Source organism: Candidatus Palauibacter sp., assembly GCF_965261555.1.
Lineage (GTDB): Bacteria > Gemmatimonadota > Gemmatimonadetes > Palauibacterales > Palauibacteraceae > Palauibacter.
Genome location: NZ_OZ253465.1, coordinates 2,265,483 through 2,281,688 on the forward strand (window position 1 = coordinate 2,265,483; position 16,206 = coordinate 2,281,688).

The following is a 16,206-nucleotide window of genomic DNA, read 5'->3' on the forward strand; positions in this document are numbered from 1 at the left end:
CGAATTAGAACATGCAAGGAATTGATTCGTGAATGACACCGAGACGTCGAGGCCGCTGCTGGCGCAGCTAGCTTGGCGATTCCATCCCCAAATGGAAGAGGTCCCGTGGCGGCGCTGGAGCACATGTTGAACCGCTATCCCGTCTCGAGAGTGGGGTTGAGCGACATGCGGGACCGCGTTCCCGGTATGCGGTTGTCCGACGAACGGCTCCAGACCGAATTCTCCTTTCCGGATGGTGCGCGTCCCGACGTGCTGCAGAAAGGAGTTGATGGGCAGGGTCGGCTCATGGTCGAAGCCGAATTTCATGCGTGGCTCACGCCTAATCAGCCGGTTCGGTACCTCAAGTGGCTGCCGACAGACGGAGTCTCGGCGCTTGCGTTCCTAGCCCCGGTCGGACGGGTGGAGGAGCTTTGGCCCCAGTTGCTCCACAGGCCTAGAAAGAAGGGAATCCTGCATTCCGATGCGGGTCCCCACTGCGTCGCGATCGATGGGACGGGCAAGCATCTCCTCATCGCGGACTGGACGACGCTGTTGAGCGGACTGGAATTCTGAGGCCCGCATTTACCTCGAGACTTGCGTGGACCGCCCGGAGAACGGTCTCCCTGCCCCCTCGTCCATGCGCCAGAGTCGCGAACAACGGCGGCCGGTCGCTGCGTGACCTAGTCGCTTGGACAACCTCGGCGCGCCGCTCCAGCAAGTCGACCCGTTGATCCGCCCGGACGACCGGGCTTCCTGAGACGTGGCCGAGAGGTCGGTTTCCGGGATCTTCGGAGAAGGGGACGGTGGGGGCAGGAGTCCCGCCATTCAGGTCCGGTTTTCCCGCTTTCGCCGCCACGGTCCAACAGAGTTCGGTCCAACGGCACGAAACGCAGATCGTGCAGTCCTGTTTCCATCCGACAAGCCCTCCGCTCCAAGCCCGAAGTCCGGCCTCGCGCGTTTCCGCGACCTCGCCGTCCCATGTTGCGGGAGCAACGAGGGGTATCTCATCTGTCGCGGTTTCCTTTATTCGCCATCGTGTTCAACCGTCCCACGCCCTCTGAGGTCTCTCAACTTACTGGCAATGTCGTGATCGCCCCGCGCCTGGGCCTCGGATTCCATTTCGTCCCATGCCACTTCCGCCGATAGGACGCCCGCCCGCTCCGCTGCCGCGAAGAGGGCCTCGATCTGCGACTTTTTGTCGATCCACAGAAGTTCATCCAGCCAATCTGATGCGAGGTCGCGGTTCTTCAGTCGGATGTCGGACAGCAGTACGTTCAGGCCGAGGTGAAGACTGCTCAAAACGAAATCCCCCACATGAAACGCTCGGAATCCGTCGTATGCGCTGCCGAGCGTTGCCTTGCCGATCCGGAACGCCTCGTCGTTGCGCCTGTTGTAGCGTCCGATGAGGTGTTCGCTCCCAACACACGCGATCAGGTCCGGCAGTAGCGCACCCTCCCCACGGCTCATACGGTCGTTGAGGTCGTTAGTAAGGGTTTCCGCGGAGAGTCCTTCGAGGCCCACCACGATCCCGAGGTAGGGATTGCTGGGTTGATCGGGGCCGGTCACCGTGAAGCTGGAACTGAACTGAAGCCGCACGTTGGGCAGGATGTCTATCAGGTCGGACGGAGCCCGTTCGAGTCTCTTGACCGAGGCGATGTTCTCGAGCGCCACCTGCCATCCTTTGCGATCCAGTCGCGTCTTGACTTCGGCGCTGCCATAGACGGCCTCGCACGGTATGAGGATCCCGCCATCGCCTGTTCTGAAGACCGGCGAAAACATGTTGTCGTGGATGATCACGTCGACTTGCCTACTCCTCTCGTTGTCTGCCGAGAAGACCTCACCATGTCCAATCGCGTAGGAGGCGGGAAGGAAGCAGCGCATGAACTCTCTGATGACCTCCTCCCTCGAGGCTCCCTTGATGGACGGGTTCTTACTCATCGTTGTGCTCTGGAGTTTGGCAAGAGCGAGATCGGCCTGACAGCGGAGGGCCTCAAGCAGAATCTGCGGCTTTGGTGGAGTGGGGTCGCTCAACACGGTTGCCTCCGAGTGAGATGGGTATGGGGAACCTATAGCCTTCGCGGTATTCTATGCCGACTGGCGGTGGCGGCGGTAGAACTACGATCGTGAACGCCTTCCCTCACAGCGCCGTTACGCGATGTCTGCCCGCCGGTAGCCTGTGTCGTCGCATCCTGCCGGAAAGCGGCGCGGCGATGCCCGCAAATTCCCGCCACTCGATGGCGATTCCCCGCCAGCAACACACGTTGAACCCGTCACGGTCCAACGGCAGGAAACGCCGATCGTGCAGTCCTGTAGGATATTACGTGATCTCCTGCTGCGGTTCACGTCAGGCGAGGCGATGGCCGAGGCCCGGATAGCAGCGCACTTGTGGCGGGAGGCTGGCGGTCGAAACAGGGTTTAGGCAGGCACGGATCGACGGTCCCGCTTCCCGACATCTGAGGCCCGGAATCCACCCGGCTTGCTGACTCTCCCTGATCCCGTTGTTCTGGCGTTCGCGACGGCGTCCTCAGTCACTGCTGATCACCAACTCGCAGAACTTCCTCCACGTTGATACGTCTCGTATCTCCTCGTGATGCTTCCGATTGAATCTCTGAAGCGTGCGAAACAAGTCGTTTTCCTCGGGGCTGTCGCCGAGCTCCACCCTTCCATTGGCTCCGGAATAATAGGTGGGGTGCCCGTGATCGCAGTTGTGAATGCCCCTACCGCTACCTGATGCGATCATCTCCACAAGTGCCTCGAACATTATCGCCTCGGCACGATCGCCGTAGTAGCCCGTCCCCGCCTTTGGCAAGGGATCGCCGCTATCTCGGGCGATCTTTCGCACCAGCGCGTCGATTACGTAGTAGTGCAAACCATATTCTACGTACTCGCATTCCTCACACGGTGATGGGATGAGTTCCGTCATGTCGTCTCGTTCTCCTATTCTTTTCCCTCGGCGGCATCCTTGACCAACCCTATCACCGAGTTGGGAGGCATGAATCCTTCGCCACCATCTTTGGTGTATCCGGTCGGCTGCGGGCCAAAGGTACATGCCGCTGCGTACGTCAACACTACGTCTTGATCTGCCCGGCTATGGGCTGCCTCTGCGAGTGTCGTATAGGTGAGTAGCGCATTCTGTCGGTGCTTGTTCACGATTGCGTTGTGCTTGTGCGCGAGGAAGTTCCTGGCGCACAGGTAGACGGCGTACGACACGGTCGCAAACACAAGTACCTTCGCTACGGCCAATTGAATAGCTTCCGGCACGTTGTCGGCGTCTAAGCCCAAGTTCCGTGCGAACAGAAAGAACACGGCGACCGCGAATAGCACGCCGGAAGTCCACACTGTTCGTTTTTGCCACCTATCAGAATCCGTCTTGTGGTCGTCAGCAGCGTCCTGAAAATGGATTGCTTGCTGAGAAACGCCGACTTCTGCCGCAGCTGTCCTAGCAGCGGCGAGGACTTGTTGGATGTCATTTAGCGCGGCTCCCATGCGCGCTTCACCATCCGCAAACGACTTCTCGATTCTCTGCCTCGTCTCGCGTGCTTCACGCTCCAAGGACTGGAAATCTGCGGCACGATAGTGAGAATAGGCGATAAGCGGGTGTAGCTCGTTGAAGCATGGCTGATATTGCGCAACGATCTGATTGATAAGCGAGTCTCGAACCCCTTTCGGGTCCGACTGAGCCGTCGTGAAGCCCGCGACTTGTGTGAAAATGTTATGGATGGTGTCGGCACGATTCTGGAGGGCTTGCAATTGCTCGTTGGGCATGTCGTCAAGTGTTGACGACGGAATTCGGTCGAGGAGCCCAATTAGCCGTAGGGCGGGTTCGACGATGCCCGTGAAGGCAAGCTGTGCTCCAAGCTCCTTCTCGCGAACTAGGCTCTCGACCTCGAAGCCTTGGACGCGCTCCAAGGATTCCCGGGTCGAGGCGAGTAGCGTCTCATCTCCAGCTGGCATGTCTCCGTATCCTCCGGTGAAGGTGATGGAACGCGTTCGTTAGTAAGGTACGAGGGACGTCAACCGGGGTTCAACAAACGCAAACGTCCACATCGGTAATCACCTGACACCCGGCCTCGCGGAGGTCAAGCGCTTCAACGCAACGTGACGTTCGCGGGTCGAGCTCCTTGCAGAAAGGGAAGTGTCGTGCCGGGAGGCGCGCTCGCGACGAGGCGATGTCCGTCCCCCCATTTCGGTTGGGCTCTTGCCGTCGGTGTAACCGCTGCCGTACCTGAATCTGCCAGCACGTTCGCGGAATGGTCGACTGCTGAGATCCGCCACGTTCAAGCAGACGCGAGGATTCGATGGAGGAACGAAGGGAAACATGACGAACGGCGATCTGGGCTGGATCACGAACTACATCTGGGGGATCGCGGACGACGTGCTCCGCGATGTCTACGTTCGCGGCAAGTACCGAGACGTCATCCTCCCCATGACCGTGCTGCGGCGGCTCGACGCCGTGCTCGAGCCCACCAAGCAGGCCGTGCTGGACATGAAGGAGTCTCTGGACGAGATGGGGATCGCGGACCAGAAGGTGGCGCTCCGTCAGGCCGCCGGCCAAGCCTTCTACAACACGTCGAAGTTCACCCTGCACGACCTCCGCGCCCGCGCCAGCCGGCAGCAGCTCCGGGCCGACTTCGAGGACTACCTCGACGGGTTCTCGCCCAGCGTGCAGGACATCCTCGAGAACTTCGAGTTCCGCAACCAGATCCCGAGGCTCTCGAAGGCCGACGCTCTGGGCACGCTGATCGAGAAGCTCACCTCGCCGGACATCAACCTGGGTCCGGAGCCGGTCAGGAACACCGACGGTACCGTCCGGCAGCCCGGGCTCGACAACCACGGCATGGGCACCGTGTTCGAGGAGTTGATCCGGCGTTTCAACGAGGAGAACAACGAGGAGGCGGGCGAGCATTTCACGCCGCGCGACGCCGTGGCACTCATGGCGAAGCTCGTCTTCCTCCCGGTCGCCGACGAGATCGAGGACGGCACCTACGTCCTGTACGACGGCGCGTGCGGGACCGGCGGCATGCTCACCGTCGCCGAGGACGTGCTGCTTCAGTTCGCGAAGGAACGCGGAAAGGAGGTGTCCACACACCTCTGGGGCCAGGAGATCAACGCCGAGACCTACGCCATCTGCAAGGCCGACCTCCTGCTGAAGGGCGAGGGGGAGGCCGCCGACAACATCGTGGGCGGCCCGGAGCACTCGACACTCTCCAACGACGCGTTCCCGACGCGCACGTTCGACTTCATGCTCTCCAACCCGCCGTACGGGAAGAGCTGGAAGACGGACCTCGAGCGCATGGGCGGCAAGCGAGACATGCACGACTCGCGGTTCGTGATCGAGCACGCGGGCGACCCCGAGTACTCGCTCGTCACCCGCTCCAGCGACGGCCAGATGCTCTTCCTGGCGAACAAGCTCTCGAAGATGAAGCAGGAGACGAAGCTCGGGAGCCGCATCGCCCAGGTCCACAACGGCAGCTCGCTCTTCACCGGCTCCGCGGGGCAGGGCGAGAGCAACATCCGCCGCTGGATCGTCGAAAACGACTGGCTGGAGGCGATCGTCGCCCTGCCGCTCAACATGTTCTACAACACCGGCATCGCCACCTACGTCTGGATCCTCACGAACCGGAAGCCCGAACACCGGAAGGGCAAGGTGCAGCTGATCGACGCCACGAAGTGGTTCCGGCCGCTCCGGAAGAACCTGGGAAAGAAGAACTGCGAACTCGGGCCGGAGGACATCGAGAGGATCTGCCGGACCTTCCTCGATTTCGAGGAGACCGAGGAGAGCCGGATCTTCGACAACGAGGCCTTCGGCTACTGGAAGGTGACGGTGGAGCGGCCGCTGCGGCTGGCGGTGGACCTGTCCGAGGAGAAGAGAAACGAGTTCTTCGACGCCTGCCTCGAAGCCGATGAGGAACGACTGGGAAACGCGGTCGAGTCGCTCGCGCCGCGCTTGGGGGACGGGCCTCACCCCGACTTCAACGATTTCCTCCAGACGGTCGAGGCGGAGGTCCCCCGGCATGGAATCAAGCTGACCGCGAAGCGAAAGCGGCTGCTGCGGGATGGGTTGGCCGACCGCGACGAGGAGGCCAAGCCAGTCGTCAAGAAGGTGCATCGGCTAGGGACGGTCGCCGACCCGATCCGGGGTCTGTACGAAGTCGGGGAAGGGTCCGAACGGCGGGTCGTGGAGTATGAGCCCGATACCGAACTGCGGGACACGGAGCAGATTCCGCTCAAGGAGGACGGCGGCATCGAGGGGTTCCTGCGGCGCGAGGTTCTCCCCTACGCCCCGGACGCGTGGTACGCCGCTCAGAGCGTCAAGACCGGCTACGAGATCAGCTTCAACCGCTACTTCTTCAAGCCCGAGCCGATGCGGACGCTGGATGAGATTCGAGCGGAAATCCTGCAGGTGGAGGAGGAGACCGAGGGATTGCTGCTAGAGATTGTGGGGCAATCGAAGTAATGGCTGCTGACCTCATGCCGTACCCTGCGGTCAAACACTCCGGTGCGGATTGGCTGGGGGACGTGCCGGAGCATTGGGAACTGCGGCGAACCAAGACTCTGTTGAAGCAGCGTACCGAAAAGGGGTTCCCGAATGAGCCGCTGTTAGCCGCGACTCAGACAAAAGGTGTTGTGCGGAAGGAGGAGTACGAGAACCGTACAGTTCTGGCGTTGAAGGACCTACACCTGCTGAAGCTGGTACGGGTCGGCGACTTCGTAATCAGTCTTCGGTCGTTTCAAGGGGGGATCGAATACGCGCGAGAGCGAGGTATCATCAGTCCGGCTTACACCGTACTCTTTCCCGTGCGGCCCGACGATCACAGATATCTGGCGCATCTATTCAAGTCGGCTCCCTATGTCGAGAACCTGTCGTTTTTTGTTACGGGTATTCGGCAGGGGCAGAACATCGACTACGCCAGGCTAGCTCGCTCGCGCCTCCCGCTTCCACCGAGCGTGGAACGGCGGGCCATCGCCTGCTTCCTCGACCATGCCAAGGCGCACATTCAACGCTACGTCCGCGCCAAGGAAAGGCTGATCGAGCTGCTCGAGGAGCAGAGGGAGATCGGCATCCAGCAAGCGGTTACGGGTCAAATCGATGTCCGAACCGGACAGCCCTATCCGGCCTACCGGGACTCCGGCGTGGAATGGTTGGGAAACGTGCCGGAGCACTGGCGGGTGGGCCGAAACAGATGGCTGTTCCAGGAACGCACCGAAACCGGATTCGGCTCGCTACCTGTTCTGGAAGTATCCCTTCGTGATGGAGTCCGTATCAGGGACATGAAGGGGGGCCAGCGGAAACAGCGAATCGTGGACCGAAATCAATACAAACGAGCCAAGAAGGACGACATAGCCTACAACACGATGCGTATGTGGCAGGGCGCTGTAGGTGTTGTTCCGGAGGACGGCTTGGTGAGCCCGGCGTACGTCGTGATGGCTCCGGTGGAACGCATGGAGTCGCGCTACTACGGATACCTGTTCCGAACTGAGATCTACAAGAATGCCGTGAAGACGTTTTCGCGAGGCATCGTCTCGGATCGCGACCGACTCTACTGGGATGGATTCAAGCGTATCGCGTCGTTTGTTCCACCGCTGGAAGAGCAATCCGCCATCGTCGACTTCCTCGACCATGCCGGGCGGCGTATCGAGGCGCAGGTCAGCGCCACCAAGCGCCAGATTGACCTTCTCCGGGAATACCGCACCCGACTCATCGCCGATGTCGTAACCGGAAAGCTCGACGTGCGCGAGGCGGCGGCCCGGCTTCCGGAGGTGGACTCAATCGGGGGAGGGGGCCGAGTCGACGCAACCCAACCCGAATCGAAAGCACATGCGACGGATTACGGCGTTGCGGGGGAAGCAGGCGCATGACGGACTGGAGCACATGCCCGGCAGTGGAGCGCAACCCCCGCAAGATCAGCGGGGCCTGGGCCTTCACCGGCACGAGGGTGCCGGTATACGCCCTCTTCGAGAATCTCGCCGCAGGTGCGACGATCAACGAGTTCGTCGAGTGGTTTCCGGACGTTGAGGAGCGGCAGGTCCGCGCGGTGCTCGAACACGAGGCGAAGGCGATGCGCACGGCGCTGGCGCGCTGAGCCCATCGTTTGATCAGGGCACGCCCGCCCGTCCCCGCTTGATCGCCGATGGCGTCACCGGCAAACTTGCTCCGCGAGAGCTGGCGGTGCGCCCGCCGGATGGAGATGGCGACATGGGGGATCAACGATCAACCGAAGAACTCTGCGAATGACCGAATCGACGGGCCACGATCAGCTTGATCGACCTTCCTACGCGGTGGCGGAGGCCGGCCGGCTGGTGGGCCTCACGGCGGGAAGGGTAAGCCGCTGGCTAAGGGGGTACGAGTACAGCTACGGTGACGCCGTGCGTGGCCAGCCGCCCGTGCTGCAGGGAAGTGGGACCGAGAGTGCCTACGCGTCCTTCCTGGATCTTGTGGACCTGCTCTTCGTGAAGCGGTTTCTCGATCACGGCGTGTCGCTTCAGAAGGTCCGCCGCGCACTCGACGAGGCTCGCCAGGTTCTGGGCACGAACCACTTTGCGAGGCAGACGTTCTTCACGGACGGCGGGTCGATCTTTCTTCGACTCCAGGAAGAAGTCCACAAGGGCCGAGGGGAGGCGATCCTCGAACTCATGGCGGGCGGGCAGTGGGTGATCGCGCCGGTTATTCGGGAACTTGCGCGGCAGATTGAATTCGAGTCCCCCGAGGGGCTGGCGAGCCGGTGGTATCCGCTCGGGCGGAACCGGCCGGTCGTGCTGGATCCGATGGTGTCGTTCGGTGCGCCCTCGATAGCGGGCCGAGGTGTCAAGACGATCAACATCCACGATCTCTTCGTAGCGGAGGACGAGCGCCTGGAGCCTGTCCGCGCGTGGTGGGGGCTGACGGACGCCGAGATCCAGGCGGCAGTGGGTTTCGAGCGTCGGCTCGCGGCATGAGGTCTGATTCCTCTCGGCGACTGATCCACCGATGACCACGGACTTCACCGAACGCGGCCTTGAGCGCCTCATCTGCGAGGCCCTGACGGGCGACCCGTGCGATCCCCCGTCGGGGCCCACGGTGGGCCAGCCCGCCACCGGCTATGGCGGCGTCGGCTGGTCCCCAGGCAACCACCACCACTACAACCGCGAGTACTGCGTCGACCTCGTCCAGCTCCTGACGTTCCTGTTCGCCACGCAACCGGAAACCGCGGCGGGTCTCCGGCTCAGCGAAGACGGCCCGGCCCGCCAGAAGTTCCTCGCCCGCCTGCAGGGGGAGATCAACAAGCGCGGCACCATCGATGTTCTCCGGAACGGCATCAAGCACGGGCGTCACGACGTCGACCTCTTCTACGGCACGCCCTCGGCCGAGAACGTGAAGGCCAGGTGGCGCTTCGAGCACAACCGGTTCACGGTGACGCGGCAGCTGCGCTACAGCCGGGCCGAGACCCGGCGGGCGCTGGACATCGGGCTCTTCATCAACGGCCTCCCCGTCTTCACGTTCGAACTCAAGAACCGTCTGACGAAGCAGACGGTCAACGATGCGATGTGGCAGTACAAGCGAGACCGCAGCCCGAAGGAGCCCCTCTTCCGGTTCGGTCGCTGCGTGGCGCACTTCGCGGTCGACGAGAACGAGATCCACTTCTGCACCGACCTCAAGGGGAAGGCGTCGTGGTTCCTGCCCTTCAACCGCGGCCGGAACGACGGCGCGGGCAACCCGTCCAACCCGCACGGGATCGCCACGGACTACCTGTGGTGGCGGGTGCTGGCCCGCGCGAGCGTGACGAACATCCTGGAGAACTACGCCCAGGTCCTGGAGTCGAAGGACGCGAAGACGGGCAGGAAGAAGAAGACTCAGATCTGGCCGCGCTATCATCAGCTCGACGTCGTCCGCCGGCTGCTGGCCGACGCGGGCGAACGCGGGGCGGGGAGGCGCTACCTGATCCAGCACTCCGCGGGCAGCGGCAAGAGCCTCTCGATCGCCTGGCTGGCGCACCAGCTGATCCGGCTCGAGAAGGACGATGCCCCGGTCTTCGACTCGATCATCGTCGTCACCGACCGCCGAATCCTCGACCGGCAGATCCGCGACACGATTAGAAAATATGCACAGGTGAGTTCGACCGTGGGACACGCGGAGAGATCCGGCGATCTCCGCAAGTTCATCGAGCAGGGCAAGAAGATCATCATCTCGACGATCCAGAAGTTCCCCTTCATCCTCGACGAGATCGGAAACGAGCAGCGCGAGCGCACCTTCGCGATCATCATCGACGAGGCACACTCGAGCCAGGGCGGGAAGACCAGCGCCGCCATGGGGAGCGCGCTCGGCGAGGCGGGGGAAGCGCAGGAGGAGGAGACCTACGAGGACCAGATCAACCGCCTGATCGAGTCCCGCAAGCTCCTCACGAACGCCAGCTATTTCGCCTTCACCGCCACGCCCAAGAACAAGACGCTCGAGCTGTTCGGCGAGCCGGACGAGCAGACCGACGGCACCGTCCGGCACCGCGCCTTCCACACCTACAGCATGAAGCAGGCGATCGAGGAGGGCTTCATCCTCGACGTGCTCCGGCACTACACGCCGGTCACGAGTTACTACAAGCTCGCCAAGACCGTGGAGGACGACCCGGAGTTCGATGTCCGGAGGGCCCGCAAGAAGCTCCGGCGCTACGTCGAGGGACACGACCACGCGATCCGCCTCAAGGCCGAGATCATGGTCGACCACTTCCACGAGCAGGTGGTGGCCCAGCGCAAGATCGACGGCCGGGCGCGGGCGATGGTCGTCACCAACGGGATCGAGCGCGCGATCCAGTACTTCCACGCCATCCGCGCCTACCTGGAGGAGCGCAAGAGCCCCCACCGGGCAATCGTCGCCTTCTCGGGAGACCACGACTACGGCGACGGGAAGGTGAACGAGGCCTCGCTGAACGGATTCCCGTCGAGCAAGATCGCCGAGACATTCCAGGAGGACCCGTACCGCTTCCTCATCTGCGCGGACAAGTTCCAGACCGGCTACGACGAACCGCTGCTCCACACGATGTACGTCGACAAGACGCTCTCGGGGATCAAGGCCGTCCAGACCCTGTCGCGGCTCAACCGGTCGCACGCCAAGAAGCACGACGTGTTCGTGCTCGACTTCCTGAACGACGCGGACACGATCATCGACGCCTTCGCCGACTATTACCGCGCGACGATCCTCGCCGACGAGACCGACCCCAACAAGCTCCACGACCTGCAGGCGGACCTGGACGGCGCCGAAGTGTACGCGCCTGAGCAGGTCACGGAGTTCGTAAAGGGGTATCTGGACGGAGCGGATCGCGACCGGCTCGACCCCATCCTCGACCTGTGCGTCGATGCCTACCGCGAGGTGCTGGACGAAGACGAGCAGGTCGCATTCAAGAGCAAGGCCCGCGGCTTCGTGCGGACCTACGGCTTCCTCTCCTCGATCCTCTCCTACAGCAACCCGGGCTGGGAAGAGCGCTCGATCTTCCTGAACTTCCTCATCCCGAAGCTGCCGGCCCCCGTCGAGGAGGACCTGTCGAAGGGGATCCTCGAGACGATCGACATGGACAGCTACCGCGTCGAGAAGCAGGCAATGCGGGAGATCATCCTGCCCGACGAGGACGCGGAGATCGACCCTGTGCCAGGGGTCAACGGAGGGGGCCGGCCGGATCCCGAGATCGACCGCCTGTCACGGATCCTCGACGAGTTCAACGACCTGTTCGGAAGCATCGACTGGCAGGACGACGACCGAGTCCACGAGATGATCACCAAGACGATCCCGGCCCGCGTCGCGAAGGACGAGGCCTTCCAGCACGCCCGACGAAACTCGGATCGCGAGAACACCCGCATCGAACACGACAAGGCCCTCCAGCGCGTCATGACCGCGATCATGAAGGACGACACGGAACTCTTCAAGCAATTCGTAGACAACGCCGACTTCAAACGCTGGCTCGGCGATACCGTGTTTCGGCTCGCGTATCAAGCAGAGCCCACGGCCTAGCGCCGAACCGCTACGTGCGAGCCCTTCAGAATGCAGGCGTCGCAAACGGAGAACCGCGTTCGACGTGAGCCAACGATCGACCGTGGCGTACCCGCATGTGGACCGACGGAAACTTGCTTCGTAGTATGCTCGCTCCATCAAACCACCAACCCCAGCGCCAAGAAGAGGAAGACCCCATCTCATGAGACCACCGCAAATCACAACAGGTGACCAAGCCTTCCCACCGAGGAAGCAGTACCTCGTACCCAGCTATCAGCGTAACTACGTTTGGACGCAGCGAGACCATTGGGAACCGTTGTGGGACGACGTCAAGGAACTCGCTCATCAAGTGGTCGCTGCCGAAACGACGACAAAACCTCACTTTCTCGGCGCGATCATCACGAAAGAGATCGGTACGGTCGGTTTCATCAATCGCTGGTGGATCGTCGATGGTCAGCAACGTTTGACGACACTCCAGATACTCATTGCTGCAGCGCGCGCTGCCTTCACCGAGCATGGTCTAGCTCAGTCCGCGGATATCCTATCCGACCTCCTCGCCAACGCAACGAAGGATATGAGCGTCGACAGCGACAAGTACAAGATCAAGCACAAGAGCAGTGATTACGCGGGATTCGCAGCCATAATGGACACAGCTCTATCATCTAACTTCGGCGACACGGGAGAGTCCCGCCTAGATGACTGTTATGCGTATTTTCTCAGTGCCGTTGGGGAATGGTTGAACGCATGCGCTCCAGATCAACTCAAGACCCATGCTGGAGCGCTCACAACAGCGATCCTTAACCACCTACAGGTTGTCGACATCCGCCTGGATGATACTGAGAACAGTCATACTATCTTTGAAGCGCTCAACGCCCGCGGTGAGCCGTTGACCGAATGGGAAAAGACGAAGAATTACATTCTCTCGGTAGCTGTTGCCATCCGAGAAGACGATGGGGACGGAGATCGAACGTACCAGGAGCATCTCGAACCGTACGATGCCGAACCGTATTGGAATGAGACCGTACGAGGTACACGTTTTTCAGGTAAGCGCATCGATGTGTTTCTGTTCTACTTCGCTCAGTTAGAGCTTCCAAGGCTTCGGCGGAAGGTGTCCGGAGATCGCGAAATCCGGCCACTTCAACGAGGTCGACTCTATCGTGAATTCCGCTATGTCGGGGAACATCGCTACCGCCGCGGTCAGACTGAGTTCTTGGCGATGCTCAAGCGCCTCGCGCAATATGCGGACATCTACACGAGGATCGACCAGCAAACGGGATTCTCGGAATACGCCCGTAAGGTCATGGGACGGAGGACCGTTCTCGCGTTGGGCTCGCTAGTTCCCGTACTCATGGAGTTAGTAGCCAAGCTTGGGGACGGCGAACGGCTCGACGAGGCACTTCGTATCGTCGACAGCTATCTGATGAGGCGCGTCGCACTCAAAGCCAACTATTCGGGCTTTGACGATGTTGCGTTCGGGCTTGTACAGGTACTCCGGGACACGCCTGCGGATCAAATGTGCTCCGTGTTGATGGAGCAACTTCGCGCGTCGCCCGGAAGGTACCGATGGCCAGCTGACGACGAACTGTCTCTGCATCTTCTCACGGCTGACATGTACCGCGGTATCTCAAGCGGGCGTCTTCGACTCTTGCTGGCCGGGATCGCGGAGCACATGCATGGCGAAAACAAGCTGACTACCAGTGAGTTCGCGCTCAAGCCGTCGTTAACCGTCGAGCATATAGCTCCCCAAGACTGGGAACGACACTGGCATCAGGATCTGAAGTTCGGAAACAGTGAAGAGGACAAGATTCGGCTGAATCGACTCATCCACCGCATCGGTAACTTGACGCTCGTAACAGAAGCGATAAACCCGAAGCTCGGTAATCGACCCTGGGATCACAAGGTCAAGTTGCTCGAGAAAGACAGCCTCGAAATGAACCGCCGCCTGCTCGCCGACGTGGAAGGGATTGTCTGGAACGAGGAGGAGATCGACCGTCGCAGTAAGCAACTAGCAAAGTACGTCATTGCGATCTGGCCTCACGCGGAGGCTCTGGGGCGCGAGCTGAACATCGCACCGCTGGAACGAGAAGACCACCCTGTGGTGTCCGGTATCGCGCCGGCAACGGCCGAGCGATTGGTGGATGCGGTCACGGAGTCCGGCATCGAGGGGCACTGGCTCAATACCAAGGGGTTGAATCGACGTCGACGTGGCGACCGCTACGGTCGATATCTCAAGATCGGAAGAGAAGACATATGGTACGGTGCGTGGTTCGGCGTCAGCGCCGACCACCAGGGACTCGTGCTGGACTTCGGGACGACGACGAGTGGCGGGGAGGCAATACAAGTGATTTCGTTACCGGATGGGGATTTCTATGAGATGCTTCAGTCGGTCACGGAACGGGCTCGCGAGATCGCACACGCGATCGCACCGACCTGATCGTCCTTGAACGCATTCGAAAGCACCTTACGCAGGAGCTACTCACAAGCCCATGTCAAACCTGGAGCCGTCCCGCTTACACGGACGGTTGATTTCTGTGGTTGATCGTCTCCGGTTCTTCTCCTTTCAGGCGCCTCAGGCGCCCGAGAGAGCATCCGTGCGCGCTGCGGGTGCGGGCAGGCGGAACCCATCTGATGAATCATGAACTGGACAGAAGAATCGGAGCTTTCGACACCAGGCCAGCGACCCGATCTCGTGCTGGTTGGGTGTGTGAAGACCAAACACGCAGCGACCAGTGCGGCCAAGGATCTGTACAAGTCGCCCCTCTGGCGCTGCCGCCGGGCCTACGCAGAGAGCTTGGGCTGTCCTTGGTACATCCTCAGCGCGAAGCACGGATTGCTCGATCCCGAGAAGCGCATCGATACGTACGATCTGGCCCTGAAGGATCTTCGGGCGAAGTGCCGGAGGGAATGGTCGCGTCGCGTGCTCGAAGCGCTAAAGGGCTGCTTCCTGTCCCTGAGAAACAAGGTGGTCGAGATCCACGCGGGCGCGGCCTACGTCCAGTACGGCCTCGAGGAAGGGCTGGGCGCCGCCGGCGCCGTTGTTCACCGACCCCTCGCGCGCGTGTCAGGAGTCGGTCGGCAGCAGGCTTGGTATCGGGAAACGCTCCGAGGAGATCGTCGTGACCGAGAGGGTGATCGCCGCCGGTCTTCCGGAACCTCACGGGCAAGCCGGATCGCCCAGCTGATCGCCGAAGACTTCTTCGGAGATCGGCTTGAGTTGGCTTCGCGAGACATGTCGGTGGAGGGTCGGACTTGGCTCGGCATGCCTGAGGTGGAGGCCGTGCATGAATTGCAGTCGTCCGAAGCGGCTCGCGAAACAGAGCAGGACTCGTCGCGCCTGTACAGCGTTCGTACCTCAGCGCACATCCGCGCTCACGGAGGGAATGATCGCGCCGTGCGTCTCTTCCTGACCTTCGTTTCGGCGATGGACCGCGCGCGGGATGCCACTCAGCTCTGGAGGGCCGCGATGAGGCTCTACCGGGAGCGCCCCGCAACATTCGATCCGAAGCAGGTCGCGGGGCTCGAGGTCGGCACGTTGCTGGAGGTGCTCAGATCTGCGGCCGTGAGCCGGCGGCACGGCCCGGACACCACCGCATGGCATCAGATCGCGACCAGTCTGGCCCATGGCCCCGAGTCGCCCGTGAAACGGATGATCGAGACCGGTCGCGGCGATGCTCAGGAGTTGCTGCGCGATCTCAAGACCCGAGATGACAAGGGCCTCGCTCGTTTTCCCTTGCTACGCGGCCCAAAGATTCGGCTGATGTGGATCCGGATGATGGCGAATCCGGGTCGAGCCGTGATCGACCGTATCGAGACCATCCCGGTCGCTGTCGACGTCCAGGTACGCCGTGTGACCGAGAACCTGGGAGTTACGGCGACGCGCGGCCTGCGACTTCGCAAGGCCAAACCCGTCATCCATCAGGCATGGATGGAGGCCGTATCGGAGGCGGACATCGGAGGACCGCCCGGGATCGCGGGCACGTGTGCGGCTCTCGATCCAGCGCTCTGGTTCTTCGGGAAGCACGGTTGCGGACATTGCGAGAAGGCGAAGCGGAAAGTGCGTCTCGGTCGCGCCTGCGACCACTGCGTTCGCTTCAGCTGATTGACCCGGGCAAACGTCTATCCCGGGCTGCCTCGACCACGTTTTCTCCGGCATGGGAGTAGCTATGAGGGTGACCTGGGGATGGGGCGGACCGGTGCACGGCCCCGACATATGCAACAGCGAGACGCGCCGGACGTCGTGCCCGTCCTGTAAGCAGAGCGTTTTCTTCTTCTTT

General features: G+C 61.7%; 11 protein-coding genes. 8 read left to right on the forward strand and 3 right to left on the reverse strand.

Going from position 1 to position 16,206, the window contains the following annotated elements; all coding sequences use genetic code 11:
- Positions 1-105: 105 nt before the first annotated feature.
- On the forward strand, positions 106-552 hold the full coding sequence (locus ACQY5G_RS09820) for a hypothetical protein (protein ID WP_428273500.1): 447 nt from the start codon (positions 106-108) through the stop codon (positions 550-552).
- A gap of 450 nt (positions 553-1,002) precedes the next feature.
- Here ACQY5G_RS09820 and ACQY5G_RS09825 read toward each other — a convergent pair whose 3' ends face one another.
- The 3 genes from ACQY5G_RS09825 to ACQY5G_RS09835 form a co-directional block, all read right to left on the reverse strand.
- Entirely contained in the window at positions 1,003-2,010 is a 1,008-nt protein-coding gene (locus tag ACQY5G_RS09825) for a DUF6602 domain-containing protein (protein WP_428273502.1), read from the reverse strand.
- Between the two features lie 493 nt (positions 2,011-2,503).
- Complete coding sequence (locus ACQY5G_RS09830; protein WP_428273504.1) at positions 2,504-2,902, reverse strand: hypothetical protein; 399 nt, start codon at positions 2,900-2,902, stop codon at positions 2,504-2,506.
- Positions 2,903-2,916: 14 nt separating this feature from the next.
- Complete coding sequence (locus ACQY5G_RS09835) at positions 2,917-3,933, reverse strand: hypothetical protein (RefSeq protein ID WP_428273506.1); 1,017 nt, start codon at positions 3,931-3,933, stop codon at positions 2,917-2,919.
- A gap of 364 nt (positions 3,934-4,297) precedes the next feature.
- On the opposite strand from ACQY5G_RS09835, the gene ACQY5G_RS09840 reads away from it, so the two are divergent.
- The 7 genes from ACQY5G_RS09840 to ACQY5G_RS09870 all read left to right on the forward strand — a co-directional run bounded on the left by ACQY5G_RS09840 (position 4,298) and on the right by ACQY5G_RS09870 (position 16,031).
- A complete protein-coding gene (locus ACQY5G_RS09840; protein WP_428273508.1) occupies positions 4,298-6,436 on the forward strand; it encodes a type I restriction-modification system subunit M in 2,139 nt (712 codons plus the stop codon).
- Positions 6,436-7,839 (forward strand): restriction endonuclease subunit S, encoded by a 1,404-nt coding sequence (locus ACQY5G_RS09845; RefSeq protein ID WP_428273510.1) that lies wholly within the window; start codon positions 6,436-6,438, stop codon positions 7,837-7,839. The genes ACQY5G_RS09840 and ACQY5G_RS09845 overlap by 1 nt, the downstream gene beginning before the upstream one ends.
- Positions 7,836-8,063 carry a DUF433 domain-containing protein gene (locus ACQY5G_RS09850; protein WP_428273512.1) on the forward strand — a complete coding sequence of 76 codons (228 nt, stop codon included), beginning with the start codon at positions 7,836-7,838 and terminating at the stop codon, positions 8,061-8,063. Before ACQY5G_RS09845 ends, ACQY5G_RS09850 begins: the two co-directional genes overlap by 4 nt.
- A 148-nt stretch (positions 8,064-8,211) precedes the next feature.
- Positions 8,212-8,916, forward strand: a complete 705-nt coding sequence (locus tag ACQY5G_RS09855) for a hypothetical protein (RefSeq protein ID WP_428273514.1) — start codon at positions 8,212-8,214, stop codon at positions 8,914-8,916.
- 31 nt (positions 8,917-8,947) lie between these two features.
- On the forward strand, positions 8,948-11,953 hold the full coding sequence (locus tag ACQY5G_RS09860; RefSeq protein ID WP_428273516.1) for a type I restriction endonuclease subunit R: 3,006 nt from the start codon (positions 8,948-8,950) through the stop codon (positions 11,951-11,953).
- Positions 11,954-12,134: 181 nt separating this feature from the next.
- On the forward strand, positions 12,135-14,366 hold the full coding sequence (locus tag ACQY5G_RS09865; protein ID WP_428273518.1) for a DUF262 domain-containing protein: 2,232 nt from the start codon (positions 12,135-12,137) through the stop codon (positions 14,364-14,366).
- A 201-nt stretch (positions 14,367-14,567) separates the two neighbouring features.
- Positions 14,568-16,031, forward strand: a complete 1,464-nt coding sequence (locus ACQY5G_RS09870) for a DUF6884 domain-containing protein (protein WP_428273520.1) — start codon at positions 14,568-14,570, stop codon at positions 16,029-16,031.
- Positions 16,032-16,206 lie beyond the last annotated feature (175 nt).